The sequence below is a fragment of the Sphingomonas sp. SP2 genome, from assembly GCF_058313385.1.
Genome location: NZ_JBZFLD010000002.1, coordinates 361,183 through 384,505 on the forward strand (window position 1 = coordinate 361,183; position 23,323 = coordinate 384,505).

27 protein-coding genes are annotated in these 23,323 nt (G+C 66.7%); 2 read left to right on the forward strand and 25 right to left on the reverse strand.

What is annotated here, in order from left to right:
• Positions 1-2: 2 nt before the first annotated feature.
• The 22 genes from nuoN to AC4GYU_RS12505 form a co-directional block, all read right to left on the reverse strand.
• Positions 3-1,430 (reverse strand): NADH-quinone oxidoreductase subunit NuoN, encoded by a 1,428-nt coding sequence (gene nuoN / locus AC4GYU_RS12400; RefSeq protein ID WP_491087261.1) that lies wholly within the window; start codon positions 1,428-1,430, stop codon positions 3-5.
• Positions 1,430-2,971, reverse strand: a complete 1,542-nt coding sequence (locus AC4GYU_RS12405) for an NADH-quinone oxidoreductase subunit M (protein WP_491087262.1) — start codon at positions 2,969-2,971, stop codon at positions 1,430-1,432. Before AC4GYU_RS12405 ends, nuoN begins: the two co-directional genes overlap by 1 nt.
• A gap of 1 nt (position 2,972) precedes the next feature.
• Positions 2,973-5,015 carry an NADH-quinone oxidoreductase subunit L gene (gene nuoL, locus AC4GYU_RS12410; protein WP_491087263.1) on the reverse strand — a complete coding sequence of 681 codons (2,043 nt, stop codon included), beginning with the start codon at positions 5,013-5,015 and terminating at the stop codon, positions 2,973-2,975.
• A gap of 1 nt (position 5,016) precedes the next feature.
• Positions 5,017-5,322 (reverse strand): NADH-quinone oxidoreductase subunit NuoK, encoded by a 306-nt coding sequence (gene nuoK / locus AC4GYU_RS12415; RefSeq protein WP_491087264.1) that lies wholly within the window; start codon positions 5,320-5,322, stop codon positions 5,017-5,019.
• A complete protein-coding gene (locus AC4GYU_RS12420; protein ID WP_491087265.1) occupies positions 5,319-5,918 on the reverse strand; it encodes an NADH-quinone oxidoreductase subunit J in 600 nt (199 codons plus the stop codon). The genes nuoK and AC4GYU_RS12420 overlap by 4 nt, the downstream gene beginning before the upstream one ends.
• Positions 5,919-5,933: 15 nt before the next feature.
• Positions 5,934-6,416 carry an NADH-quinone oxidoreductase subunit NuoI gene (nuoI, locus tag AC4GYU_RS12425; protein ID WP_491087266.1) on the reverse strand — a complete coding sequence of 161 codons (483 nt, stop codon included), beginning with the start codon at positions 6,414-6,416 and terminating at the stop codon, positions 5,934-5,936.
• On the reverse strand, positions 6,413-6,796 hold the full coding sequence (locus AC4GYU_RS12430) for a hypothetical protein (RefSeq protein ID WP_491087267.1): 384 nt from the start codon (positions 6,794-6,796) through the stop codon (positions 6,413-6,415). Before AC4GYU_RS12430 ends, nuoI begins: the two co-directional genes overlap by 4 nt.
• Positions 6,796-7,848, reverse strand: a complete 1,053-nt coding sequence (nuoH, locus tag AC4GYU_RS12435) for an NADH-quinone oxidoreductase subunit NuoH (RefSeq protein ID WP_491087268.1) — start codon at positions 7,846-7,848, stop codon at positions 6,796-6,798. Before nuoH ends, AC4GYU_RS12430 begins: the two co-directional genes overlap by 1 nt.
• Positions 7,845-9,857, reverse strand: coding sequence for an NADH-quinone oxidoreductase subunit NuoG (gene nuoG, locus AC4GYU_RS12440; RefSeq protein ID WP_491087269.1), 2,013 nt, complete (start codon positions 9,855-9,857; stop codon positions 7,845-7,847). The genes nuoH and nuoG overlap by 4 nt, the downstream gene beginning before the upstream one ends.
• Positions 9,857-10,453 (reverse strand): hypothetical protein, encoded by a 597-nt coding sequence (locus AC4GYU_RS12445; protein WP_491087270.1) that lies wholly within the window; start codon positions 10,451-10,453, stop codon positions 9,857-9,859. The genes nuoG and AC4GYU_RS12445 overlap by 1 nt, the downstream gene beginning before the upstream one ends.
• The gene (gene nuoF, locus AC4GYU_RS12450; protein ID WP_491087271.1) at positions 10,450-11,760 is read right to left on the reverse strand and encodes an NADH-quinone oxidoreductase subunit NuoF; all 1,311 of its coding nucleotides are present in this window, start codon (positions 11,758-11,760) and stop codon (positions 10,450-10,452) included. Before nuoF ends, AC4GYU_RS12445 begins: the two co-directional genes overlap by 4 nt.
• Positions 11,760-11,897 (reverse strand): hypothetical protein, encoded by a 138-nt coding sequence (locus AC4GYU_RS12455; RefSeq protein ID WP_491087272.1) that lies wholly within the window; start codon positions 11,895-11,897, stop codon positions 11,760-11,762. The genes nuoF and AC4GYU_RS12455 overlap by 1 nt, the downstream gene beginning before the upstream one ends.
• Positions 11,894-12,589, reverse strand: coding sequence for a complex I 24 kDa subunit family protein (locus AC4GYU_RS12460; RefSeq protein WP_491087273.1), 696 nt, complete (start codon positions 12,587-12,589; stop codon positions 11,894-11,896). The genes AC4GYU_RS12455 and AC4GYU_RS12460 overlap by 4 nt, the downstream gene beginning before the upstream one ends.
• Complete coding sequence (locus AC4GYU_RS12465) at positions 12,582-12,803, reverse strand: hypothetical protein (protein WP_491087274.1); 222 nt, start codon at positions 12,801-12,803, stop codon at positions 12,582-12,584. The genes AC4GYU_RS12460 and AC4GYU_RS12465 overlap by 8 nt, the downstream gene beginning before the upstream one ends.
• Positions 12,800-14,080 carry an NADH-quinone oxidoreductase subunit D gene (locus AC4GYU_RS12470; RefSeq protein ID WP_491087275.1) on the reverse strand — a complete coding sequence of 427 codons (1,281 nt, stop codon included), beginning with the start codon at positions 14,078-14,080 and terminating at the stop codon, positions 12,800-12,802. Before AC4GYU_RS12470 ends, AC4GYU_RS12465 begins: the two co-directional genes overlap by 4 nt.
• Complete coding sequence (locus tag AC4GYU_RS12475) at positions 14,080-14,964, reverse strand: NADH-quinone oxidoreductase subunit C (RefSeq protein WP_491087276.1); 885 nt, start codon at positions 14,962-14,964, stop codon at positions 14,080-14,082. The genes AC4GYU_RS12470 and AC4GYU_RS12475 overlap by 1 nt, the downstream gene beginning before the upstream one ends.
• A complete protein-coding gene (locus tag AC4GYU_RS12480; protein ID WP_491087363.1) occupies positions 14,961-15,434 on the reverse strand; it encodes a NuoB/complex I 20 kDa subunit family protein in 474 nt (157 codons plus the stop codon). Before AC4GYU_RS12480 ends, AC4GYU_RS12475 begins: the two co-directional genes overlap by 4 nt.
• 98 nt (positions 15,435-15,532) lie before the next feature.
• On the reverse strand, positions 15,533-15,910 hold the full coding sequence (gene ndhC, locus AC4GYU_RS12485) for an NADH-quinone oxidoreductase subunit A (RefSeq protein WP_491087277.1): 378 nt from the start codon (positions 15,908-15,910) through the stop codon (positions 15,533-15,535).
• Positions 15,911-15,993: 83 nt separating this feature from the next.
• A complete protein-coding gene (locus AC4GYU_RS12490) occupies positions 15,994-16,809 on the reverse strand; it encodes an inositol monophosphatase family protein (RefSeq protein WP_491087278.1) in 816 nt (271 codons plus the stop codon).
• A 112-nt stretch (positions 16,810-16,921) separates the two neighbouring features.
• Positions 16,922-17,485, reverse strand: a complete 564-nt coding sequence (gene efp, locus AC4GYU_RS12495; RefSeq protein ID WP_491087279.1) for an elongation factor P — start codon at positions 17,483-17,485, stop codon at positions 16,922-16,924.
• Between the two features lie 80 nt (positions 17,486-17,565).
• Positions 17,566-18,234: a M23 family metallopeptidase gene (locus tag AC4GYU_RS12500; RefSeq protein ID WP_491087280.1), complete on the reverse strand. Its 669-nt coding sequence runs from the start codon at positions 18,232-18,234 to the stop codon at positions 17,566-17,568.
• Positions 18,235-18,248: 14 nt separating this feature from the next.
• Positions 18,249-19,283, reverse strand: a complete 1,035-nt coding sequence (locus AC4GYU_RS12505; protein WP_491087281.1) for a L,D-transpeptidase family protein — start codon at positions 19,281-19,283, stop codon at positions 18,249-18,251.
• 172 nt (positions 19,284-19,455) lie between these two features.
• On the opposite strand from AC4GYU_RS12505, the gene AC4GYU_RS12510 reads away from it, so the two are divergent.
• Positions 19,456-20,112 carry an HAD family hydrolase gene (locus AC4GYU_RS12510; protein ID WP_491087282.1) on the forward strand — a complete coding sequence of 219 codons (657 nt, stop codon included), beginning with the start codon at positions 19,456-19,458 and terminating at the stop codon, positions 20,110-20,112.
• On the opposite strand, the gene thiE is transcribed toward AC4GYU_RS12510, so the two are convergent.
• Together thiE and AC4GYU_RS12520 are read right to left on the reverse strand one after the other, a co-directional pair.
• Positions 20,099-20,779: a thiamine phosphate synthase gene (thiE, locus tag AC4GYU_RS12515; RefSeq protein WP_491087283.1), complete on the reverse strand. Its 681-nt coding sequence runs from the start codon at positions 20,777-20,779 to the stop codon at positions 20,099-20,101. The two genes, AC4GYU_RS12510 and thiE, sit on opposite strands and share 14 nt — an antisense overlap.
• A gap of 9 nt (positions 20,780-20,788) precedes the next feature.
• Positions 20,789-21,310, reverse strand: coding sequence for a hypothetical protein (locus AC4GYU_RS12520; RefSeq protein WP_491087284.1), 522 nt, complete (start codon positions 21,308-21,310; stop codon positions 20,789-20,791).
• Between the two features lie 93 nt (positions 21,311-21,403).
• Between AC4GYU_RS12520 and AC4GYU_RS12525 the strand changes: the two genes are divergently transcribed.
• Positions 21,404-22,426: a winged helix-turn-helix domain-containing protein gene (locus AC4GYU_RS12525; protein ID WP_491087285.1), complete on the forward strand. Its 1,023-nt coding sequence runs from the start codon at positions 21,404-21,406 to the stop codon at positions 22,424-22,426.
• Here the strand turns inward: AC4GYU_RS12525 and AC4GYU_RS12530 are convergent.
• On the reverse strand, positions 22,423-23,310 hold the full coding sequence (locus AC4GYU_RS12530) for a fructose bisphosphate aldolase (protein WP_491087286.1): 888 nt from the start codon (positions 23,308-23,310) through the stop codon (positions 22,423-22,425). The two genes, AC4GYU_RS12525 and AC4GYU_RS12530, sit on opposite strands and share 4 nt — an antisense overlap.
• Between the last annotated feature and the right edge of the window lie 13 nt (positions 23,311-23,323).

Below are 23,323 nucleotides of genomic sequence, written 5' to 3' on the forward strand. Positions count from 1 at the left end.
GGTCAGAAGGCGCTCGCCGCGTTGGCGGCCGCCGTGGTCAGCGGACTGATCAGGAAATAGCCAAGCGGGCTGATGATGATCGCGGTCAGGGCGATCAGGCCCGATTCGAGCCCGCTCCGCGCCGGGGCATAGGCCTCGGCAGGGGCGTCGAAGTACATGATCTTGATGACCTTGAGATAATAATAGGCCCCGACGACCGTCAGCGCTGCCGCCGCCAGTGCGAGAAGCTGGAGCCCCGCCCCGACCGCCGCCTGGAAGACCATCAGCTTCGGCCAGAAGCCGAACAGCGGCGGAATGCCGGCAAGGCTGAACATGAACATCGCCATCGCGAGCGCCAGCGCGGGCCGAGTCTGCGACAGTCCCGACAGGCTGGCGAGGCTCTCTACCGGCCGCCCTTCCGAATCCCGCATGCGAAGAACGCAGAGGAAGGCGCCGAGCGTCATCACGACATAGACCGCCATGTAGACCAGCACCGCCTGCGCACCCGCGCGGCCGCCGGCGGCGAGGCCGACGAGCGCGAAGCCGACATTGTTGATCGACGAATAGGCGAGGAGGCGCTTGATGTTGTTCTGGCCATAAGCCGCGACCGCGCCGAGGATGATCGAGGCGAGCGCCGCGAAGATCACGATCTGGCGCCATTCGTCGGTCGCCGGGCCCATCGCCTCGAGGCAGACGCGGGTCGCAAGCAGCACGGCGGCCGCCTTCTGGCCCGCCGCGAAGAAGGCCGCGACCGGGGTCGGAGCGCCTTCGTACACGTCGGGCGTCCACATGTGGAACGGCACCGCCGAAATCTTGAAGGCCAGGCCCGCAAGGGTGAAGACGAGGCCGAACAGCAACCCGAGATTGCCGACCCCGCCATCGGCGAAGGCCGCGGCGATGCCGGTGAAATAGGTGGTCCCGGCAAAGCCGTAGAGCAGGCTGATGCCGTAAAGCAGGATGCCGCTCGCAAGGCCGCCGAGGACGAAATATTTGAGGCCGGCTTCGGCCGAGCGCTCGTCATGGCGGCGGTAGGAGGCAAGGACGTAGGCCGAGAGGCTCTGCAGCTCGAGGCCGACATACAGCATCATCAGGTCGGTCGCGCTGACCATGACCGACGCGCCGAGTGCCGACAGCAGGATCAGCACCGCATATTCGGCGCCATGCTCGTGGCTGCGGTCGAACCAGTTGTGCGCCATCACCACCGCGACCGCGGCGGCAAGGAAGATGATGACCTTGCCGAAGGCCGCGAAGCCGTCGGCGGCCCACATGCCGTCGAACACCGTGCCCGCCGTCTGCGGCGCGCCGATCTGCGCGACCGTCGCGGCAATGAGGGCGAGGATCGCACCCCAGTGGGTGAGCGAGGAAGCCCGCCGCACGAAGGCCGAGACCATCATCAGGAGGATGGCGGCGACACCGAGGATGATCTCGGGAAGGATGGCAGCGGCGTTCATCAGTGCGCCTCCCCGGCGCCATGTTCGGTGGCGGCAGCCTTGGCGGCGGCCGGATTGCCGGCGGTCGGGCGGCTGTCACCGGCGGGAACGACCCGCTCGAGCCGGGTCAGCAGCCGGCCGACATCGTCGCGCATCGGCGCCATGAAGCTTTCGGGATAGACGCCCATCCACATGACCACCGCGGCGATCGGCGCCAGCAGCAGCCATTCGCGGCGGTCGAGGTCGACCATCGCCTTGGCCTCGGCCGTCCGGGCGGTGCCGTAGCTGATCCGCCAGTAGAGGTAGAGCATGTAGGCGGCGCCGAGGATGATGCCCGTGGTCGCGAAGATCGCGCCCCAGGTCGACACCTTGTAGGTGCCCATCATCGACAGGAATTCGCCGACGAAGCCGCTGGTCCCCGGGAGGCCGACGGCGGCCATGGTGAACAGCAGGAAGAGCAAGGAATAGGCCGGCATGTTGTCGGCGAGGCCGCCATATTTCTCGATCTCGCGGGTGTGCATCCGGTCGTAGATGACACCGACGCACAGGAAGAGCGCGCCCGAGACGAGGCCGTGGCTGAGCATGACGATCAGCGCGCCCTCGATCCCCTGCCGGTTGAAGGCGAACAGGCCGAAGGTGACGAAGGCCATGTGCGCGACCGACGAATAAGCGATCAGCTTCTTCATGTCGGCCTGCACCAGCGCGACGAGGCTGGTGTAGACGATGGCGACGCTCGACAGGCCGAAGACCAGCGGCACGAGCTGCGCGCTCGCATCGGGGAACATCGGCAGGGAGAAGCGGATGAAGCCGTAGCCGCCCATCTTGAGCAGCACGCCGGCAAGGATGACCGAGCCCGCGGTCGGCGCCTGGACGTGCGCGTCGGGAAGCCAGGTGTGGACGGGCCACATCGGCATCTTGACCGCGAAGCTGGCGAAGAAGGCCAGCCACAGCCACGTCTGGAGCCCCGGCGCGAAGTCGTAGGCCATCAGCGTCGGGATATCGCCGGTGCCCGCCCGGCCGATCATGACCAGCATCGCGATCAGCATCAGCACCGAGCCGAGCAGGGTGTAGAGGAAGAACTTGTAGGCGGCCTTGATCCGCTCGACCCCGCCCCAGATGCCGATGATCAGGTACATCGGGATGAGGCCGGCTTCGAAGAAGATGTAGAAGAGCAGCAGGTCCTGCGCCATGAAGACGCCGAGCATCAGCGCCTCCATCAGCAGGAAGGCCGCCATATATTCGGGGACGCGCTTGTCGATCGCCCGCCAGCTCGCGCCGATGCAGATCGGCATCAGGAACACCGACAGCAGGATCAGCATCAGCGCGATGCCGTCGATCCCGAGGTTCCAGTTGAGATAGGGCGTGCCGAGGCTGACCCGCTCCATGAACTGCCACTCGGGGCCGCCGACCTGGTAATTGGCCCAGAGCACGAGGCCGAGCACGAACAGCGCGAGCGTCGCGCCGAGCGCCAGCCAGCGCGCGCCATTGGCGCTGAGGAACAGGCAACCGAGCGCCGCCAGAAGCGGCAGGGCGATCATCAGGGAGAGAATGGGAAAGGCCATCTTAGCGGGTCATCACCCAGGTGGCCGCGCCGACCAGGCCGAGCAGCATCACCAGTGCATAGGAGTTGAGGTAACCCGACTGAAGCCGGGCGGTCATGCGGTTGCCGACCCCGACCGCGACGGCGGCGCCGTGCGGGCCGAAGCGATCGATCGTCTGCTGGTCGCCGCGCTTCCAGAAGAAGCGGCCGAGGGCCAGCGCCGGACGGACGAAGATGGCGGCATAGAGCTCGTCGAAATACCACTTCTTCATCAGGAAGTTGTGGATCGGCCCGGTGGCCGCGACGATCCGGCCGGGCGCCGATGGATCGCGGATATAGTTGTTCCAGGCGATCAAGAGGCCTGCGAGCATGACGAGCCCGGGAGTGAGCTTCACCCACAGCGGCACTTCGTGCGCGGCATGCATCAGATGCTCGTCGAACACGAGGCTCCCGCGCCAGAATTCAAGGCCACCTTCGGCATCGACGAAGAAGTGATGGAAGCCGAAGCCTGCGAACACCGCGCCGAGGCTGAGGATGGCGAGCGGGACCAGCATCGAGAGCGGGCTCTCGTGCGGATGGTAGCCGGCGGTCCCGGTCACCGGGGTCGCGGTTGAATGGCTGCTGTCGCCATGCTCCTCGTCCGGGTGATCATGGTGATCGCCATGGACGGCATGCTGGATATGCTCGCTGCCTGCCCAGCGCGCCTTCCCGAAGAAGGTCAGGAAGATCAGGCGCCAGCTGTAGAAGCTGGTGAGGAGGGCGGCGAAGGCGCCGACCCAGAAGGCGACGGTCCCGGCCGTGCTTCCGCTGGCAAAGGCGCTCTCGAGGATCGCGTCCTTCGAATAGAAGCCCGCGAAACCGAAGATCCCGATGATCCCGACGCCGGTGATCGCCAGCGTGCCGAGCACCATCGCCCAGAAGGTCAGCGGGATCTCCTTCCGGAGCGCGCCATAGTAACGCATGTCCTGCTCGTGGTGCATCGCATGGATGACCGAGCCCGCGCCGAGGAACAGCAACGCCTTGAAGAAGGCGTGGGTGAACAGGTGGAACATCGCCGCGCCATAGGCACCGACGCCGGCGGCGAAGAACATGTAGCCGAGCTGCGAGCAGGTCGAATAAGCGATCACGCGCTTGATGTCGTTCTGCACGAGGCCGACCGTCGCCGCGAACAAGGCGGTGGCAAGGCCGACATAGGTCACGACCGTGGTCGCGGTCTCGCTCATCTCGAACATCGGCGAGAGGCGGCAGACCATGAAGACGCCGGCGGTGACCATCGTCGCGGCGTGGATGAGGGCGCTGACCGGGGTCGGGCCTTCCATCGCGTCCGGTAGCCAGGTGTGAAGGCCAAGCTGCGCCGACTTGCCCATCGCGCCGACGAACAGCAGCAGGCAGAGCAGGGTCATGGTGTCGACCCGAAGACCGGCGAAGCCGATGGTCGAGCCGGCCATGCCCGGCGACATCTCGAGGATCGCCGGGATCGACACCGTGCCGAACACCATGAAGGTGCCGAAGATGCCGAGACTGAAGCCGAAGTCGCCGACGCGGTTGACCACGAAGGCCTTCATCGCCGCGGCATTGGCCGAGGGCTTGTAGTACCAGAAGCCGATCAGCAGGTAGGAGGCGAGGCCCACCCCTTCCCAGCCGAAGAACATCTGGATCAGGCTGTCGGCCGTCACCAGCATCAGCATCGCGAAGGTGAATAGCGACAGATAGGCGAAGAAGCGGGGCTGGCTCGGGTCCTCGGCCATGTAGCCCCAGCTGTAGAGGTGCACGAGGCTCGAGACGGTGGTGATCACCACCAGCATCACCGCAGTCAGCGTGTCGACCCGAAGGCTCCAGTCGACCACCAGGTCGCCCGAGCGGATCCAGTCGAGCACGGGCACGACCTGCGCCTCGGCCGCACCGCTCATGAAGGCGATGAAGATCGGCCAGCTCAGCGCACAGCTAATGAACAAAGCGCCGGTGGTGACGACCTTGGCCGGCACCTTGCCGATGGCGCGCCCGCCCAGCCCCGCGATGATCGCGGCGAGCAGGGGCAGGAAGACGATGAAGAGGATCGGATGCATGTTACCCGCGCATGCTGTCGGCCGCATCGACCGCGATGGTCCCGCGCCGGCGGAAGAAGATGACCAGGATGGCGAGCCCGATCGCCGCTTCGGCAGCGGCGACGGTCAGCACGAACATGGCGAAGATCTGCCCCTTCATGTCGCCGAGGAAGGCGCTGAAGGCGACGAGGTTGATGTTCACCGCGAGGAGCAGCAGCTCGATCGCCATCAGCATCAGGATGACGTTGCGGCGATTGAGGAAGATGCCGAGCACGCCGATCACGAACAGGATCGCCGAGACGGTCAGATAATGGGCGAGCCCGATCACAGCTTAATCCCCTCGCCCACCGGCTGGTTGACGTTCTTCACCGCATCCTCCGGACGCCGGCCGATCTGGCGGCTGGCATTCTGGCCGCGCGCGTCGCCGCGGCTGCGATGGGTGAGCACGATCGCGCCGATCATCGCGACCAGCAGGATGAAGCCCGCCAGTTCGAACGGCAGCAGGTAGCGGCTGTAGAGCTCGGCCCCCAGCGCCTCGATGTTCGGGACCGCCTGCGCGACCGGCGCCGAACCGGCATAGCCCGCCTTGTAGGCCGAGAAAGCGATGATGATCTCGCTCAGCAGCACAAGCGCGATCAGCAGGCCGAACGGCAGGTTGCGGTTGAAGCCCGAACGTAGCTGGCTGAAGTCGATGTCGAGCATCATGACCACGAACAGGAACAGGACCGCGACGGCGCCGACGTAGACGATCACCAGCAGCATGGCGATGAATTCGGCGCCGACCAGCAGCATCAGTCCCGCCGCGTTGAAGAAGGCGAGGATCAGCCACAGGACCGAGTGGACGGGATTGCGCGCGAAGATGACCAGCACCGCACTGGTGACGGTCACGGCCGCGAACAGGTAAAAGGCGAGGAGCGCGATCATGGGATTGCCGGGCGCCTAGCGGTAGGCCGCATCGGCGGCAAGGTTCGCCGCAACCGCCTGCTCCCAGCGATCGCCGTTCGCGAGCAGTTTCGCCTTGTCGTAGAGCAGCTCCTCGCGAGTCTCGGTCGAGAATTCGAGGTTGGGCGTCTCGACGATTGCGTCGACCGGGCAGGCCTCCTGGCAGAGGCCGCAATAGATGCACTTCACCATGTCGATGTCGTAGCGCGTGGTGCGGCGGCTGCCGTCCTCGCGCGGTTCGGCCTCGATGGTGATCGCGAGCGCCGGGCACACCGCCTCGCACAGCTTGCAGGCGATGCAGCGTTCTTCGCCATTGGGATAGCGGCGCAGCGCATGCTCACCGCGGAAGCGCGGGCTCTGCGGCGTCTTTTCGTAGGGATAGTTGATCGTCGCCTTGGGCTTGAAGAAATACTTCAGGGTGAGGGCGTGACCCTTCACCAGCTCCCACAGGGTGAACGACTTGATGAACTGGGCAATCACTTGCCGCTTTCCTTTTTGCTTGGATCAACGACCACGCACTTGCCCACACCGCTGGTGCGGACCGCTCCTCCAGCCGCTTCCACGGCCTTCCAGTCGAGAACGAATATCGCTTTGTCCTTGTCGGCCAATTCCAGGCTCAGGGCGAGCTTGCCCTTTTCCGGAAGATCGGCCGCCATCTGCCAGGCGCTCCCGTCCCATTCACCCTTGGCACGCTGCGCGCCGATCAGGGTCGTAAGGGTGGGATCGAACCCGATCTCGCCGCCGGCGAACATCGCCCGCGCCGCCTTGTAGGGCGTCGGATTGGGCAGCGTCGCCATGCCCTCGCAATCGAGGAACACCGGGAAGACAGAAAGGCTGGCAAGGAGCGTCGCGATGGGCATCAGGCGGCATACCTCGTCAGCATCAGCCAGCCCGAGATGAGGAAGACGAAGACGAGGCTCAGCGGCAGGAAGATCTTCCAGCCGAGCCGCATCAGCTGGTCGTAGCGGTACCGCGGCACCGTCGCGCGGACCCAGCCGAAGACGAAGAAGAAGAACATCATCTTGACGAACAGCCAGATGATGCCGGGAATATCGAACCACGGGATGAGGTCGATGTTGAGCGGCGGCAGGAACCCGCCCCAGAACAGGATGGCGTTCAGCGCGCACATCAGGATGACGTTGCCATATTCGCCGAGCCAGAACAGCGCGAAGCTCATCGACGAATATTCGGTCTGGAAGCCGGCGACGAGTTCGCTCTCCGCCTCGGTCAGGTCGAACGGCGTGCGGAAGGTTTCGGCCATCGAGCTGATCAGGAAGACGACTGCCATCGGGAACAGCAAAGGATTGAAGCCGAAGCCGTTGAGCAGGCCGAAGATATGCCCCTGCTGCGCCATGACGATGCCCGTCATGTTGAAGGTGCCGGCATAGAGCACGACGCAGATCAGGACGAAGCCGATCGAGACTTCGTAGCTGACCATCTGCGCGGCTGCGCGGAGCGCCGAGAAGAAGGGATATTTCGAGTTGGACGCCCAGCCGGCGATGATGATGCCGTAGACGCCGAGCGACGAGGCCGCGAGGATGTAGAGGAGCCCGACGTTGATGTCGCTGAGCACCACCCCGACGTCGAACGGCACGACCGCCCAGACGATCAGCGCAACGGTGAAGCTGATGATCGGCGCCAGCAGGAACAGGCCCTTGTTGGCGCTGGTCGGGACGATGGTTTCCTTGAGGAAGACCTTGAGGCCGTCGGCGAAGCTCTGCAGCACGCCGAACGGGCCGACCACGTTGGGCCCGCGGCGAAGCGCCATGGCGGCCCAGATCTTGCGCTCGGCATAGATGATCATCGCCACCGCCAGCATCAGCGGAAGCGCGATGAGGAGGATCCCGGCGATGGTCGCGAGGAACCACGACCAGTCGTAGGTCAGGCCCCAGCTTTGGAAGGTCGCAGTCATTCCGCGGCCTCCGCGAAGGTCTGGCCGTGGATGAGTTCGGCCGAGCAGCGGTGCATGGTCGGGCTCGCCCTCGTGATGGCGTTGGTGAGGTAGAAGTCCTTGACCGCAAGGCCGACCGTTCCGCTCGCCTTGGCATCGAGCTTGGGCGCCTGCCAGGGCAGGTTGATCAGCCCCTCGGCGCCGAGCTGCGGCACTTCGGCGATCATTGCCGCGCGCAGCTGGTCGAAACGGTCGAACGGCAGCGGCGTGCCGGTGAGATCGGACACGGCCCGGAAGATCGTCCAGTCCTCGCGCGCCTCGCCCGGCGGGAAACTCGCCTTCTCGGCGCGCTGCACCCGGCCCTCGAGATTGACGAAGGTGCCATGCTTCTCGCTGTAGGCCGCGCCCGGAAGGACGAGATCGGCCATGCGCGCACCCTTGTCGCCATGGTGGCCGACATAGACTTTGAACGCACCGGCGAAGCGCTCCGCGGCGACTTCGTCGGCGCCGAGCAGCAGGACCAGTTCGGGCGATGCCGCCTCGAGATCGGCAATGCCGCCGGCCTGCGCGAAGCCCAGCATCAGCCCGGCCATCCGGCTCGCGGCGGTGTGAATGACGTTGAAGCCGTTCCAGTCGCCCTTGATGAGGCCGAGGCTGTCAACCAGCGCCAGCGCCGCACCGAGCGCCCCGGCGCCAAGCGCGCCCGGACCGACGATGACCGCCGGGCGCTCGGCCTTGGCGAAGGCTTCGGTCACCGCCTTGGGCAGCTTGCCGAGGATCGAAAGGTCGTCGCCGAGGTCGGTGACGGCGTAGGTGAGATCGACCATCGGGCCGACACTGAACACCTGCGCTCCGGCCCGACGCACCGCCTTGCGGAGGCGCGTGTTGACCAGCGGCGCTTCCCAGCGCGGATTGGTCCCGATCAGGAGGATGGCATCGGCTTCCTCGATCCCGGCGAGGGTCGAGTTGAAGGCCACCGCCGACAGGCTCGTCACGTCATAGTCGAGACCCGTCTGGCGGCCTTCGAGCAGCGACGAACCCTGAACTTCGAGGAGCTTCTTGGCCGCGAACATGGTCTCGGCGTCGAGGAGATCGCCGGCCACCGCCGCGACCTTCGCGCCGGCGCTCTTGAGCTTCGTCGCGAACAGTTCGAGCGCCTCGGCCCAGGTCGCCGCGCGCAGCTTGCCGTTCTCGCGCACCCACGGGCGATCGAGACGGTTGCGGACCAGCGCGTCGGCATGGTGCCGCGTCTTGTCGCTGATCCACTCCTCGTTCACGTCCTCGTTGATGCGCGGCAGGATCCGCATCACCTGCGGCCCGCGCATGTCGAGGCGGATGTTGCTTCCGACCGCGTCCATCACGTCGATCGACGGGATCTTCCGAAGCTCCCACGGGCGCGCCTCGAAGCTCTGCGGCGCCTGCAGCAGCGCGCCCACCGGGCAGAGGTCGGCGAGGTTGCCGCTCATCTCGCTGGTCAGCGCGCGCTCGAGATAGGCGCTGATCTGCGCATCCTCGCCGCGATAGAGCATGCCGATCTCGGGCGTGCCGGCGACTTCCTCGGCGAAACGGACGCAGCGGGTGCACTGGATGCAGCGCGTCATCGCGGTCTTGATGACCGGGCCCATATATTTGTCGTCGACCGAGCGCTTGTTCTCGTCGAACCGGCTCGCCGACCGACCATAGCTCATCGCCTGGTCCTGGAGGTCGCATTCGCCGCCCTGGTCGCAGATCGGGCAGTCGAGCGGATGGTTGATGAGGAGGAACTCCATCACCCCTTCGCGCGCCTTCTTGACCATCGGCGTGTCGGTGCGGATCACCTGATTGTCCGCGGCCGGGAGTGCGCAGCTCGCCTGCGGCTTGGGCGGCCCCGGCGCGACCTCGACCAGGCACATGCGGCAATTGCCGGCGATGCTCAGCCGCTCGTGATAGCAGAAGCGCGGGATTTCCTTGCCGGCAAGCTCGCAGGCCTGCAGCACGGTCGCCCCTGCGGGGACCTCGATTTCCTGGCCGTCGACGGTAACCTTGGGCATTACTTCTGTCCTGCTTCACTCGCCCCGGCGGGCGCCTTGGGCAGCGCGGCGATGCGGTGCGCAGCAAGGGCCAGCACGGCGCGGAGCGCGGGCTTGTTGAGCGTCATCTGCTGCCCGGCTGCAAGGCAGTCGGGAAGCTGCGCGACGACCGGCTTGATCGCGGCGCTTTCCTCGGCGCTGGCGGGCGTGGTCGCGAACAAGGCGGCGGTCTCCGCCGGCGCCCTCATCGCGACGCACAGGCCCATCGTCTCGCTTTCGTTGCGCGAGGCGATCGGCTGGGCAGGCGTCCCGAGATTGGCGGCGAGCGAGCCACCCCACGTGCGCGCCATCATTCCTTCGGCGAGCGCGCCGGCCAGCAGCAGGCCGGTCGACGACAGGCGGTCGCCGGCCGCCATGCAGCCCGTCGCGCTGCGGAAGATTTCGCTGCGCAGGCGGCCATATTCGGTCGAGCGATAATCCTGGTCGAGCAGCTTGCCGACAAGGGTCGGCTGGCGCGTTGCAGCGCACTTTCCGTAATTATGGAGCGCAAGCACGGCCGCGTCTGGCGTCGCGCCCGCCTGTGCGGCAGCGGCAAGGAAAAGAGGAAGCGCGATCACTCGGCCGCCTCCAGCATCGCGCCGCCATTGCGCTCGGCGATACGGCGCTCGAGCTCGGGGCGGAAGTGGCGGATCAGGCCCTGGATCGGCCAGGCCGCGGCGTCGCCGAGCGCGCAGATGGTGTGGCCCTCGACCTGCTTGGTCACGTCGAACAGGCGGTCGATGAGCTCGGGGCTGCCATCGCCTTCGCGAAGGCGCTCCATAATCCGCCACATCCAGCCGGTGCCCTCGCGGCACGGGGTGCACTGGCCGCAGCTCTCATGCTTGTAGAAGTAGCTGATGCGGCTGATCGCGCGGACGATGTCGGTCGACTTGTCCATGACGATGATCGCCGCGGTGCCGAGGCCCGAGCCCAGCGCCTTCAGACCGTCGAAGTCCATCGGCGCATCCATGATCTCGGCCGCGGGCACCAGCGGCACCGAGCTTCCGCCCGGGATCACCGCGAGGAGATTGTCCCAGCCGCCGCGAATGCCGCCGCAATGGCGGTCGATCAGCTCGCGGAAGGGAATGCTCATGCTTTCCTCGACCACCGCGGGCTTGTTCACATGCCCGCTGATCTGGAAGAGCTTGGTGCCCTCGTTCTTCTCGCGCCCGAAGCCCGCGAACCAGCTCGCGCCGCGGCGCAGGATGGTCGGGACGACCGCGATCGATTCGACGTTGTTGACCGTGGTCGGGCAGCCGTAGAGGCCCGCGCCCGCCGGGAACGGGGGCTTGAGGCGCGGCCGGCCCATCTTGCCTTCGAGGCTTTCAAGCATCGCGGTCTCTTCGCCGCAGATGTAGGCGCCCGCGCCGCGGTGGCAGAAAATGTCGAAGTCATAGCCCGAGCCAGCGGCATTCTTGCCGACCAGGCCCGCGGCATAAGCCTCGGCGATCGCCTTCTCGAGCGCCTGCGCCTCGGCGATATATTCGCCGCGGATATAGATGTAGCAGGCCCGCGCACGCATCGCGAAGCTGGCGATCAGCGCGCCCTCGATCAGCTTGTGCGGATCGTGGCGGATGATCTCGCGGTCCTTGCACGAACCGGGCTCGGATTCGTCGGCGTTGATGACGAGGAAGTTCGGCTTACCCGGCTTCGGCTCCTTGGGCATGAAGCTCCACTTCATGCCGGTCGGGAAGCCCGCGCCGCCGCGCCCGCGGAGGCCCGACGCTTTGACCGCGTCGATGATCGCATCCTGGCCGACGGCCATCAGCGCCTTGGTGTTGTCCCAGTCGCCCCGCTGCTGCGCCGCCTTGAGGTCGGGCGACTGGAAGCCGTAGACGTTGGTGAAGATGCGGTCCTTGTCCGCGAGAGGTCCGGTGTAACCCATCAGATGCCGCCCTGGCTGAGGAAATAGAAAGCCGCGCCCAGGATCAGCAGGATCACGGCGAACTTCACCACGCCCGTGATGAAGCGGAAGGCGAGGAAGACGGCGAGCAGCGCCAGCACGATGACGGCGATGCTCATGCGCCCTCGCCAGCCGGCGACGACTCCGCCCACATCGGGCGATAGTCGTAGTTGCGCTCGGTCATCTTCTTGAGGTTGGTCGGACCGCCCTCGGCGCAGCTCGTCTGCCGGCCGATCTGCGACCCCGCCTTGACCGGCTTGCCCGACGCCAGCGCGTCGAGCACCGCGGTCATGCTCTGCTCGGTCAGGTCCTCGAAATTGTCGTCGTTGATCTGCACCATCGGCGCGTTGGCGCAGGCGCCGAGGCATTCGACCTCGGTCAGCGTCCAGAGGCCGTCAGGGGTCGTCTTCCCCTTCTTCATGCCCTTGGCGTAGCAGGCCTTGAGCACGTCGTCCGAGCCGCGCAGCATGCACGGCGTCGTGCCGCACACCTGGACGTGATACTTGCCGACCGGAACGAGGTTGAACATCGTGTAGAAGCTGGCGACTTCCATCGCGCGGATCGGCGGCAGGCCACATTCGGCGGCCACGAACTCGATCACGGGAATGGGCAGCCATCCCTGCGTGCCGGTCTCGGCGCCGACCTGACGCTGGGCGAGGTCGAGCAACGGGATCACCGCCGACGCCTTGCGGCCTTCCGGATACTTGCCGAGCGCGCGCTGCGCTTCCGGGGCATGATCCTTGTCCCAGGCGAAATTGCCCCAGCGCGCGCGAAGCTCGGGGACATCAGGCGCAAAATGACGCTCAGCCACCCGACTGCACTCCACTGACGGTGAGATCCTGCGCGCGCGACGCACTGGTGCAGGCCAGCACCGTCAGGACGAGGCCGATGACGATCGGCCATGCCGGAAGCTTCGCGCTGCCGCGGCGCTTGCGAAGATAGAAAGAGGCGCCGATGCCGATCAGCAGCGGCAGCGAATAGCCGATCATCTGACCGACCGCATATCCTGCGCTTTCCGCACTCACCGGTCGCACTCCCCGAACACGATGTCCATCGCGCCGAGGACGGCGGTCGTATCGGCCAGCATGTGACCCTTCATCATGAAATCCATTGCCTGCAGGTGGCTGAAGGCGGTCGGCCGGATCTTGCAGCGGTAGGGCTTGTTGGTGCCGTCTGCGACCAGATAGACGCCGAACTCACCCTTGGGGCTTTCGGTCGCGACATACACTTCGCCCGCCGGCACGTGATAGCCTTCGGTGTAGAGCTTGAAGTGGTGGATGAGGGCCTCCATCGAGGTCTTCATCTCGGCTCGCTTCGGCGGGAAGACCTTGCGGTCGGTGGTGCCGATCTCGCCGGCCGGCATCTCGCTCAGGCACTGGCGCGCGATCCGCCAGCTCTGGCGGACCTCCTCGACCCGGACCATGAAGCGGTCGTAGCAGTCGCCGCGCGTGCCCACCGGCACGTCGAACTGCATCCGGTCATAGACCTCGTAGGGTTGCGACTTCCGGATGTCCCAGGGGATGCCCGAGCCGCGGATCATCGGCCCCGAGAAGCCCCAGCGGATCGCGTCTTCCTTGGAAACGATCGCGATGTCGACGTTGCGCTGCTTGAAGATGCGGTTGTCGGCGACGAGGCTGATCGCGTCCTCGAACAATTGCAGGCGCGTGTCGAGGAAGGTCCCGATCTCGTCGAGCACCTTGGGCGGAATGTCCTGATGGACGCCGCCGACCCGGAAATAGTTGGCGTGCATCCGCGCGCCCGACACGCTCTCGTAGATCTGCATCAGATCTTCGCGAAGCTCGAACAGCCACAGGTTCGGGGTCATCGCGCCCACGTCCATGACGTGGGAGCCGAGGTTCAGCATGTGATTCTTGATGCGGGTGAGTTCCGCCATCAGCACCCGGATATACTGGGCGCGAAGCGGGACCTCGAGGCCCATCAATTTCTCGGCCGCAAGCACGAAGCTGTGCTCCATGCACATCGGCGAGCAGTAATCGAGCCGATCGAAGTAAGGGATCGCCTGCGCGTAGGTCTTGTACTCGATCAGCTTCTCGGTGCCGCGATGGAGCAGGCCGACATGCGGATCGCAGCGTTCGACGATTTCGCCGTCGAGCTCCATGATCAGGCGAAGCACGCCGTGCGCCGCCGGATGCTGCGGGCCGAAGTTGATCGTGTAATTGTTGATGACGTCGTCGCCCGGCTCGGACTGGACTCCGACCTCGACCGTGCGGGTCGCCTTCTGCACTTCGCTCACCGTCAGCGGATGGTCCGCGAACCGCAGGACGTCTTGCTCACTTGCCATTACTGCGCCTCCCCGCTGTCGCGGGTCACATTGGGGCTGTCCGGGATCGGCTCGTCGGTGCCGGTCGCCTTGCCACCGACCTGTGCGGCCTTGGCCTCGTTCGACTTGCTCGCTTCGGCCTCGGCTTCCTTGGCCCCCGCGGTCGCCCGATCCTCATTGTCGGTCTTGTAGGGCTTCTCGCCGGCCCGCTCGCCCACGCCGGCTGCGGGCTTGAGCTTGGGCTCCTCGGCCTTGGCCGGAGCCGGCGACGGCGCGCCGGCCGCCTGCGGCTCGGCCTTCTCGTCGCCCGGAAGCTTGTATTCGGGCCCGTTCCACGGCGTCAGGAAGTCGAACGAGCGGAAATCCTGGGCGAGGCTGACGGGCTCGTAGATCACGCGCTTCTCGGCTTCCGAATAACGCATCTCGGTGAACCCGGTCAGCGGGAAGTCCTTGCGGAGCGGATGGCCCTCGAAGCCATAATCGGTGAGGATGCGGCGAAGATCGGCATTGCCCGCAAAGGTCACGCCGTAAAGGTCGAACACCTCGCGCTCGAGCCAGCCGGCGACCGGCCACAGGGTGGTCACGGTCGGCACCGGGGTGCGCTCGTCCGTTCGGACCTTGACGCGGATGCGCCGGTTCCGGGTCAGCGACAGCAGGTGGTAGTTAACCTCGAACCGCTCGGGATGGTCGGGATAGTCGACCCCGGCAATCTCCATCAGCTGCTGATATTCGAGGCCCGGCGTATCGCGAAGCAGGCGGCACGCCTCGGCGACGCCCTCGCGGGCGACGGTCAGCGTGATCTCGTCGGCATGATCCTTAGTCTCGAGGATCAGTGCGCCGAGCGCCTGCTCGGCGGCGGCAATGACGCCCTCGTCGGACGCGGTCCTGGGAGCCGAATGGGTCACCGCTCGACCGTCCCCTCGCGGCGGATCTTCCGCTGCAACTGCATGATCCCGTAAAGCAAGGCCTCCGCGGTCGGCGGACAGCCCGGGACATAGATGTCGACAGGCACGATCCGGTCGCAGCCGCGAACGACGCTGTAGCTGTAGTGATAATAGCCGCCGCCATTGGCGCAGCTGCCCATCGAGATGACGTAGCGCGGCTCGGCCATCTGGTCGTAGACCCGGCGCAGCGCCGGCGCCATCTTGTTGCAGAGCGTGCCGGCGACGATCATCACGTCGGACTGGCGCGGGCTGGCGCGCGGGGCGACGCCGAACCGCTCGAGGTCGTAGCGCGGCATGTTGACGTGGATCATCTCGACCGCGCAGCAGGCGAGGCCAAAGGTCATCCACCACAAGGAACCGGTCCGGGCCCAAGTGAAGAGGTCCTCGGCGCTTGTGACCAGGAAACCCTTCTCGTCGAGATCGCGGCCCATTTCGGTCAGCCGCTGGTGCTCGGGCGAACCCGGGACGAGGCCAAGCGCGCGGGCGCGCTCATCCTCGCTCGGGAACGGGTCCTCGTTCGGGCGAAGCATCACTCCCATTCGAGCGCTCCCTTCTTCCAGGCATAGGCAAGGCCGAGCGCGAGTTCCGCAAGAAACACCATCATCGCGCCCCAGCCCAGCCAGCCGGTCTCCTCGAGCGTCACCGCCCAGGGGAACAGGAAGGCCGCCTCGAGGTCGAACACGATGAACAGGATCGCGACCAGGTAGAAGCGCACGTCGAACTGGCTGCGACTGTCCTCGAAGGCCGGGAAACCGCACTCATATTCGGTCAGCTTCTCGGCATAGGGCCGATCGGTGCCGGTGAACTTGGAGGCGACGATCGGCGCCACCACGAAGAGCAGGCTGAGGCCGAGCGCAACGCCCAGGAACAGCAGGATCGGCAGATATTGTGCGGCGACTGCGGCCACGGACAAGACTCCGGAAAAAAGCTTGGGCGCCCTCTAGAACAGGGGCTTTGGCGAGACAACCGTGCGTGAGCTGCGAAGTTGCCTCAGCCGCGCAGCGCGTTCGCCACCAATTTGTGCAGGCGACTGTGGAGGTCGCCGTTGGCGGCGAGATACTCGCGTCGCTCGCTCATCCGGTCCTGGCCGCGGAAGTCGGACACGAATCCGCCCGCCTCCTTGACCAGCAGCATGCCCGCCGCGCTGTCCCAGCTGTCGAGATCGTCTTCCCAGAAGCCGTCCATCCGGCCGGCGGCGACCCAGGCGAAATCGAGGCTCGCAGCACCAAAGCGGCGGATGCCGGCGACTTCGGGCGCGATCGCATTGTAGATCCGGGTCCACTTGGCCGCGTCCGAGCGGCCGAGGTGCGGGATCCCGGTCCCGATCAGCGCCTCGTCGAGATAGCGCCGCGCCGAGACTCGGAGCCGCCGGTCGTGGAGCCAGCAGCCCCGCCCCTTCTCGGCCCAGAAGGTCTCGTCGGTCAGGGGCTGGTAGACCACCGCATGGGTGATGTCGCCCTGCCCGTTCGGCTTCTTCTCCTCGACCGCGATCGAGATGGCGAAGTGCGGAATTCCGTGGAGGAAGTTGGTCGTACCGTCGAGCGGATCGATGATGAAGCGCGGCTTGGCCGGGTTGCCCTCGATCTCGCCGCCTTCCTCGAGCAGGAAACCCCAGTCGGGACGCGCCGCGCGCAGTTCCTCGACGAGCGTCTGCTCCGAGCGCTTGTCGGCCATGCTGACGAAGTCGCCCGGCCCCTTCTTCGAGACCTGCAGCTGCTCGACCTCGCCGAAGTCGCGGCGGAGGCGGGGAGCGGCCTTGCGGGCCGCTTTCTGCATGACGGCGATGAGGCCGGAGTGGGAAACCATGTCATTCTCCTCCCCTCCCGCGTGCGGGAGGGGCTGGGGGAGGGATTGTGATCGGGAGGGCGGCGAACAGGCCCTCCCCTGGCCCCTCCCGCGAGCGGGAGGGGAAAGAGGCTCAGTCCGCGCGGCGAACGTAGGTCTGTTCGTAAACGTCGACGACGATCCGCGTTCCGCTCGAAATGTGCGGCGGAACCATGACGCGCACGCCATTGTCGAGGATCGCGGGCTTGTAGCTCGAGGAGGCGGTCTGCCCCTTCACCACCGCATCGGCCTCAACGATGGTCGCCTCGACCTGGTCGGGAAGCTGGACGCTGATCGGGCGCTCGTCGTGGAGCTCCATCACCACGTCCATGCCGTCCTGAAGGAAGGCCGCGGCGTCGCCCAGCGTGTCGCGCGGGAGGGTGATCTGCTCATAGGTCTCCTTGTCCATGAACACGAGGTCGTCGCCCTCGGCATAGAGATAGGAGAAGTCCTTGGTGTCGAGGCGGATACGCTCGACCGTCTCGGCGCTGCGGAAGCGGACGTTGGTCTTGCGGCCGTCGATGAGATTCTTCATCTCGACCTGCATGTAGGCGCCGCCCTTGCCGGGCTGGGTGTGCTGGATCTTCACCGCACGCCAGATACCGCCTTCATATTCGATGATATTGCCGGGACGAATGTCCACGCCGCTGATCTTCATGCGATCACCGCTTTCCGCTGAACCGAGTTGAAAGAGCCTCCGGCCTCCGCGGGGAGCAGATGCCGGAACAGCCGCCGCCCCTAGCGCCTCGGCGCCCGTCCGGCAAGTTGCGGGTAGGGATTGATCGGCGCGCCCTGCCACCAGCGCTCGCCCGGGCTCATCCGGTAGATGGCATAATGGAGATGCGGGCCGGACGGACTGGCATTGCCGGTGCTTCCGACCGTTCCGATCGGATCACCGCGGCGGATCCGCATCCCTTCACGGAGCGAGGGGGCATAAGCGTCGAGGTGGGCATAATAGTGAAGCCACTGGCCGTCGGGCGAACGGACATAGGCCGTGATCCCGCCCCCGCCGTTCGAGAAGAACAATTTCTCGACCGTGCCGTCGCTGGCGGCGATGACCGGGGTGCCCCGCGGCGCCATGATGTCGATCGCATTATGGACGCGTGCGCCCCCGGCACGGCTCTGGGTGAAGGTGTCGACCAGTTCGGACGGGCGAATTCCGGCCACCGGCAGCGCAAGACCGGTGGGGCCGAGCTGGAGCGGGCCGACCGGCAATTTGGGCGCGACTCGCGGCGCACCGCGGGCGCTGTTGACCCCGACCTTCTCGGCGGTCTCGGCGAAGATCGCGACCGTGCCCGAGGGTGGATCGGCCGTCTTGCTGACGTTGCTCCACCACACCCAGGCGCCGATCGCGAGCACCGCGAAGACGACCGCATTGCCGAAGACGCTGAGGGCCCGCCCGCTCATCCCCTGTTCGGCTCCTAGCTCTGGAAAATGGCCGTGAAGCCGGGCTTCATGATCCGTGACAGACGGATCACGTCCCAGTTTGCGAGGCGGATGCAGCCCGAGCTCTCGGCCCGGCCGATCGTCTCCGGGCTGTCGGTGCCGTGGATTCCGTAATGCTCCTTGGTGAGGTCGAGCCAGGCGACCCCGACCGGCCCGTTGGGCCCGGGCGGAAGCATCTGCTCGGGCTCGTTCGGGTCCTTGCCCTTGAGCAGGCGCGGCTGATATTTGAACGGCGGGTCGAAGGCATAGGTGGTGACCTTCCAGCGCCCGATGGGAAGCGGATATTGCGCCGAGCCCATGGTCACGGGGAATTGCGCGACCAGCTTGCCGGCGTCGTCGGGCAGGCTGTTCGACGAAGGCACCTCGCCCGCATAGACCCGCATCACCCCTTCCGACTTGTCGACCACGATGAAGTCGCCGGTCGGCTGGGTCGGATCGACATTGTAGAGGTTGAGCAGCGCCTGCTGCTTGTCGTCGACGCTGTTCGCATAGTCGCGCGAGCCCGGCAGGACGTTGGGCAGGCGCAGCGTCTGGCCCGCACCGATCAATTTGTCCGGCCCGTTCAGCGCGACGATCGTGTCGGGCGTGGTGTGGAAGCGCTCAGCAAGCTTCTCGAGCATGTTGCGATAGTAAAGTCCGTCGAGCTTGGCCTGGTCTGCGGCATCCTTGGGGAAAGGATAGACGAACGGCCCGCCGACGTCGGTCGCGGTCAGCTGGAGGAGCTTGGTGCTCGGCCGGCCCAGCTTCAAAAGCTCGGTCCGGGTCGCGCCATCGAGCTCCCCGGTGACCTTGAGCCCGCGGCTCTGCTGGAAGCCCTTGAGCGCCTGGGCGAAGACCATGCCTTTCTTGCCGTCGATCACCCCGCTCGGGAAACCGGCGACGTCGAGCAGCACCTGCGCATGGAAGACAGTGCCGTCGATCGGCGAACCGGGCGATCCCGGCGGGACCCAGGCCGCGGCGGTCTGCCGCGGCGCCGGAGCGGGCGACTGGGCAAAGGTCTGAGCTGCCACCGCAATGGCGGCGGCCGACACCAACGCGATACTCGTTGCACGCAATTTCGCCACCAGCACACCTCAATCATTTTTCCGTTGAACTGCACCCGTAACGAGCAAAGCCGCGCTTCTTTCCGCGCGTTCGTTCTGGGCGCGGGCAACGGTCCGCCGCGTGCGTCGTTCAGGGCCCATGCCCCGCGCCATCCTCTTCGACATCGACGGTACGCTCGTCGACAGCAACAGCTTCCACGTCCTCGCCTGGGCTGAAGCCTTTCATCGCGCCGGCCACGACTTCCGCCTGAAGCAGCTTCACGACCAGGTCGGACAGGGGGCCGACAATTTCGTCCGCGCTCTTCTCCCCGACTGCAGCGACACCGAGGCGAAGGCGCTCGCCGACGCGCATCGCGACCTCTTTCGCCAGCATTACTGGCACCGGCTGAAGCCGTTCGATGGCGCCCACGATCTCCTCGCACGCTGCCGGTCGGAAGGAATGAAGGTGATGCTCGCCACCTCGGCCAGCGCGGAAGAGCTCAAGCACCATCTCGACCTGCTCGATGCCCGCGACCTCGTCGATGGGTGGAGCAGCGCCGACGACGTCGGCTGTTCCAAGCCCTGTCCCGACGTCTTCCTCACCGCGGCCGACAAGGCCGGCGTCGCGCCCGAGGAGGCCCTCGTCGTCGGGGACACTCCTTATGATGTCGCCGCTGCGCGGACGGCGGGGATCAGGCCCGTCGCGGTCCGCTCTGGGCTGTTCTCGGACCGAAGCCTGACCGGCGCCATCGCCATCTACGACAATGTCGCGGCGATCCTCGCCGGCTTCGACGAAAGCCCGCTCAGGTCCGCTTGAGGATTGGTCCGAACGCCCGCACCACCGCAGCCGGATCGGGCGCGTTCCATACCGCCCCGCAGACCGCGAGGAAGTCGGCGCCGGCCTCGACCAGCCGCCGCCCGTTGTCGGGCGTGATCCCGCCAATCGCCACGCAGGGCAGTTCGAAGAGGGTCGTCCACCAGCCGAGGATGTCGGGCTCGGGAACGTGCTTCACCGGCTTGGTGCTGGTCGGGAAGAAAGCCCCGAAAGCGACATAGTCGACCCCCGCCTCGCCCGCTTCCATCGCGAGGTGCCGGCTGTCATGGCAGGTCACCCCGATCTGTGCTGAGGGGCCCAGCAGCGCCCGGGCCTCGCGCGGATCGCCATCCTCCTGCCCGAGGTGCACGCCGTCGGCACCGATGCGCTTGGCGAGGCTCATGTCGTCGTTGACGATGAAGGCGACCTCGCGCTCGGCGCAGATCGCCTGGAGCGGCTCGGCAAGGCGGGCGAGCGCATGCTGGTCGAGCCCCTTCACCCGAAGCTGGAAGGCCGCCACCTCGCCCGCGTCTAGCACCGCCCGAAGCCGATCGGGAAAGTCGCCTCCGACCTCCTGCGGGCTGATGAGGTAGAGCGACGCGTCGCCCCGCCCCTGCGGGTCGAAGCGATCGGAAAAGCCGGTGATCGAAAGTTCGGGTTCGTCGTCCATCGCGCCGCCCTAGCGCGTCGCTCCCGCCCGGAACAGGGCCGCGGCGAACAGCCACAGCAGGGCAAAGGCCATCGAGAAGATCGCCCCGCGCTGGTCGGTGCCGAGCCCGCCGAAGCCAAGGAGGAACTGCGCCGCGGCGGCCAGCAGGGTCGCCCAGGTCATTCCGGACGCGCGGAACCGCATCACCAGCGCGCCGCCGACGAAGAGGAGGATCGGCAGAAGGAAGAGCTGGTTATAGGGATTGTCCTCGCTCGCGATCATCCCGACCGCAAGGTTGACCCAGATCGTGAGGAAGCAGCTCACGACCCCGACGATGCTGCCGAGCCGCACGAGCGCATTGCCGGAGCGACGCAGCAGGAATTCGATTCCACCGCCGACGCTGGCGAGCATGACCCCCATCACCACGAAGTCGCCCCCGCTCCAGGGAAAGTGCAGGATCGCGGGCAGCGCGAGGAGAAGCGCGAGTATGCCCCAGCCGGCGATCCGCCAGGTGTTGAGGAAGGGCCGGCTGGAAGAGGCGGTCGTGGTCATGTCCCAAGCATCCTTGTCATTGTGCGATGCTTGCCACCCTCGCCGCGCATCTGCTGAAAGGCATGAGCAGGAGATGAGGAGTGACTGAGCGGCGTGAGTAATGCGATCCTCGCCTTCGGGCCCTTCCGCCTCGATCCCGCCGAGCGCCGACTCAGCCGCGACGGAGCCCCGGTCGACCTCAGCCAGCGCTATTTCGACGCGCTCTGCCTGCTCGCGTGGCACCCGGGCGAGCTCATCACCAAGGACCGGTTCATGGGCGAGGTGTGGCGCGGCGTCCCCGTCACCGACGAAGCGCTGACGCAGTGCATCCGCTCGCTCCGGCGGGCGCTCGGCGACGAGGCCGCCCGCCCGCGCTTCATCGAAACCGTGCCCAAGCACGGCTATCGCTTCATCGCCACGCCCGGCGCTGCACCGCCTCCCCTGCCCGAAGGCCGGCAGGCCGCGCTTGCCGACGACCTGCTGCTCGCCGGGGCTGGCCTTGCCGGCGGAGCCGCGGCCGGCCTCGTCGGCGGCATCGGCTATGGTCTTCTCGCCGCCAACGATCCCCCACCCGCCACCGGCGCGATCTCGGTAGTGCTGGTGATGACCTGCCTCTGCCTGCTGATCGCCATGCTCGGAAGCCTCGGGGTCAGCGCGGGCATCGCCGTTGGTCGGCGCGTCGCGTCGGGTCGTCTCTTCCCGCTGATGCTCGGCGGGGCGGCCGGCGGGTTCGCCATCGGCGCGATCGGTCGGCTGATCGGCCTCGACGCCTTCACGCTCGTCACCGGCAGCCGCCCGCTCGCCATCACCGGCGGGAGCGAAGGGCTCCTGCTCGGGGCCATTGCCGGCGCCGCTTACTGGATGGTCGAACGCGCCGCGGCGAAGCCGCTGACCCAGCTCAGCGCAATCGGCGGAGCGCTGGGGGCCGCGGCCGGGCTGCTCGTGACGGCGGGCGGCGGAAAGATGATGGCCGGGAGCCTCGCCGCCCTGGCGGCCATGCATCCCGATGCACCGCTCGGGCAACTGTTCGGCGGCCTGCCGCCACTCGCCCGCTTCGCCAGCGCGGCGGCCGAGGGGGCGATCTTCGTCGCCGCCCTCACCCTCGCCTACGCGCTGGCGCTACGGAGCCGTCGTTAGGCGACCGAGGCCGCGTGGATTTCGTCGATCGCGGTGCCGAGGGTCTTGTCGAACTCCTCGTCCGACTGCCCGTGCCGCAGGTCCGAGAGAAGCGCACGGCTGAAGCTCGCGATCATGCCCGGGTTCTTCGCCAGCTCGGCGCAGGCGTCCTGGCGGCTGAAGCCGCCCGACAGCGCGACGACGCGAAGCACGCGGGGATGGTCGATGAGCGGCTGGAAGAGCCCCGCTTCCGCCGGGATCGACAGCTTGAGCATGACCTGCGTGCCTTCGGCCAACCGGTCGAGGTGACGCAGGATTTCGTCGCGAAGCAGCCGGTCGCAGGCGTCACGCTCGGCGCTCTTGATGTTCACTTCGGGCTCGATGATCGGGACCAGCCCGTGCCGCAGCACGTGCGCCGCGACCTCGAACTGCTGGCCGACGACCGCAGCAATCCCCGCCTCGTTGGCGAGGTTGATGACCGAGCGCTCCTTGGTCCCGAACACGCCCAGCCCCTTGGCGCGGCTGAGCAGGTCGTCGAGCCCGGGAATGGGCTTCATCAGCTGGACGCCATTGGCCTCGTCCTCGAGGCCCTTGTCGATCTTGATGAAGGGCACGATGCCGCGCTCGACCAGCGCCTGCGGGGTGGGCTGGCCGTCGACTTCGCCGTCCATCGTCCGCTCGAACAGGATCGCGCCGATGACCTTCTCGCCCGAGAAGCAGGGCGAGGTGATGATCCGGCTGCGCATCTGGTGGATGAGGCCGAACATCTCCTCGTCCGAGCCCCAGGCATCTTCCTCGACGCCATAGCCCTTGAGCGCCTTGGGGGTCGAACCGCCCGACTGGTCGAGTGCCGCAATGAACCCCTGGCCCGCCGCGATCTTGGCCCGCATTTCTTCGCTCGTCATGACGCTCCTGAAC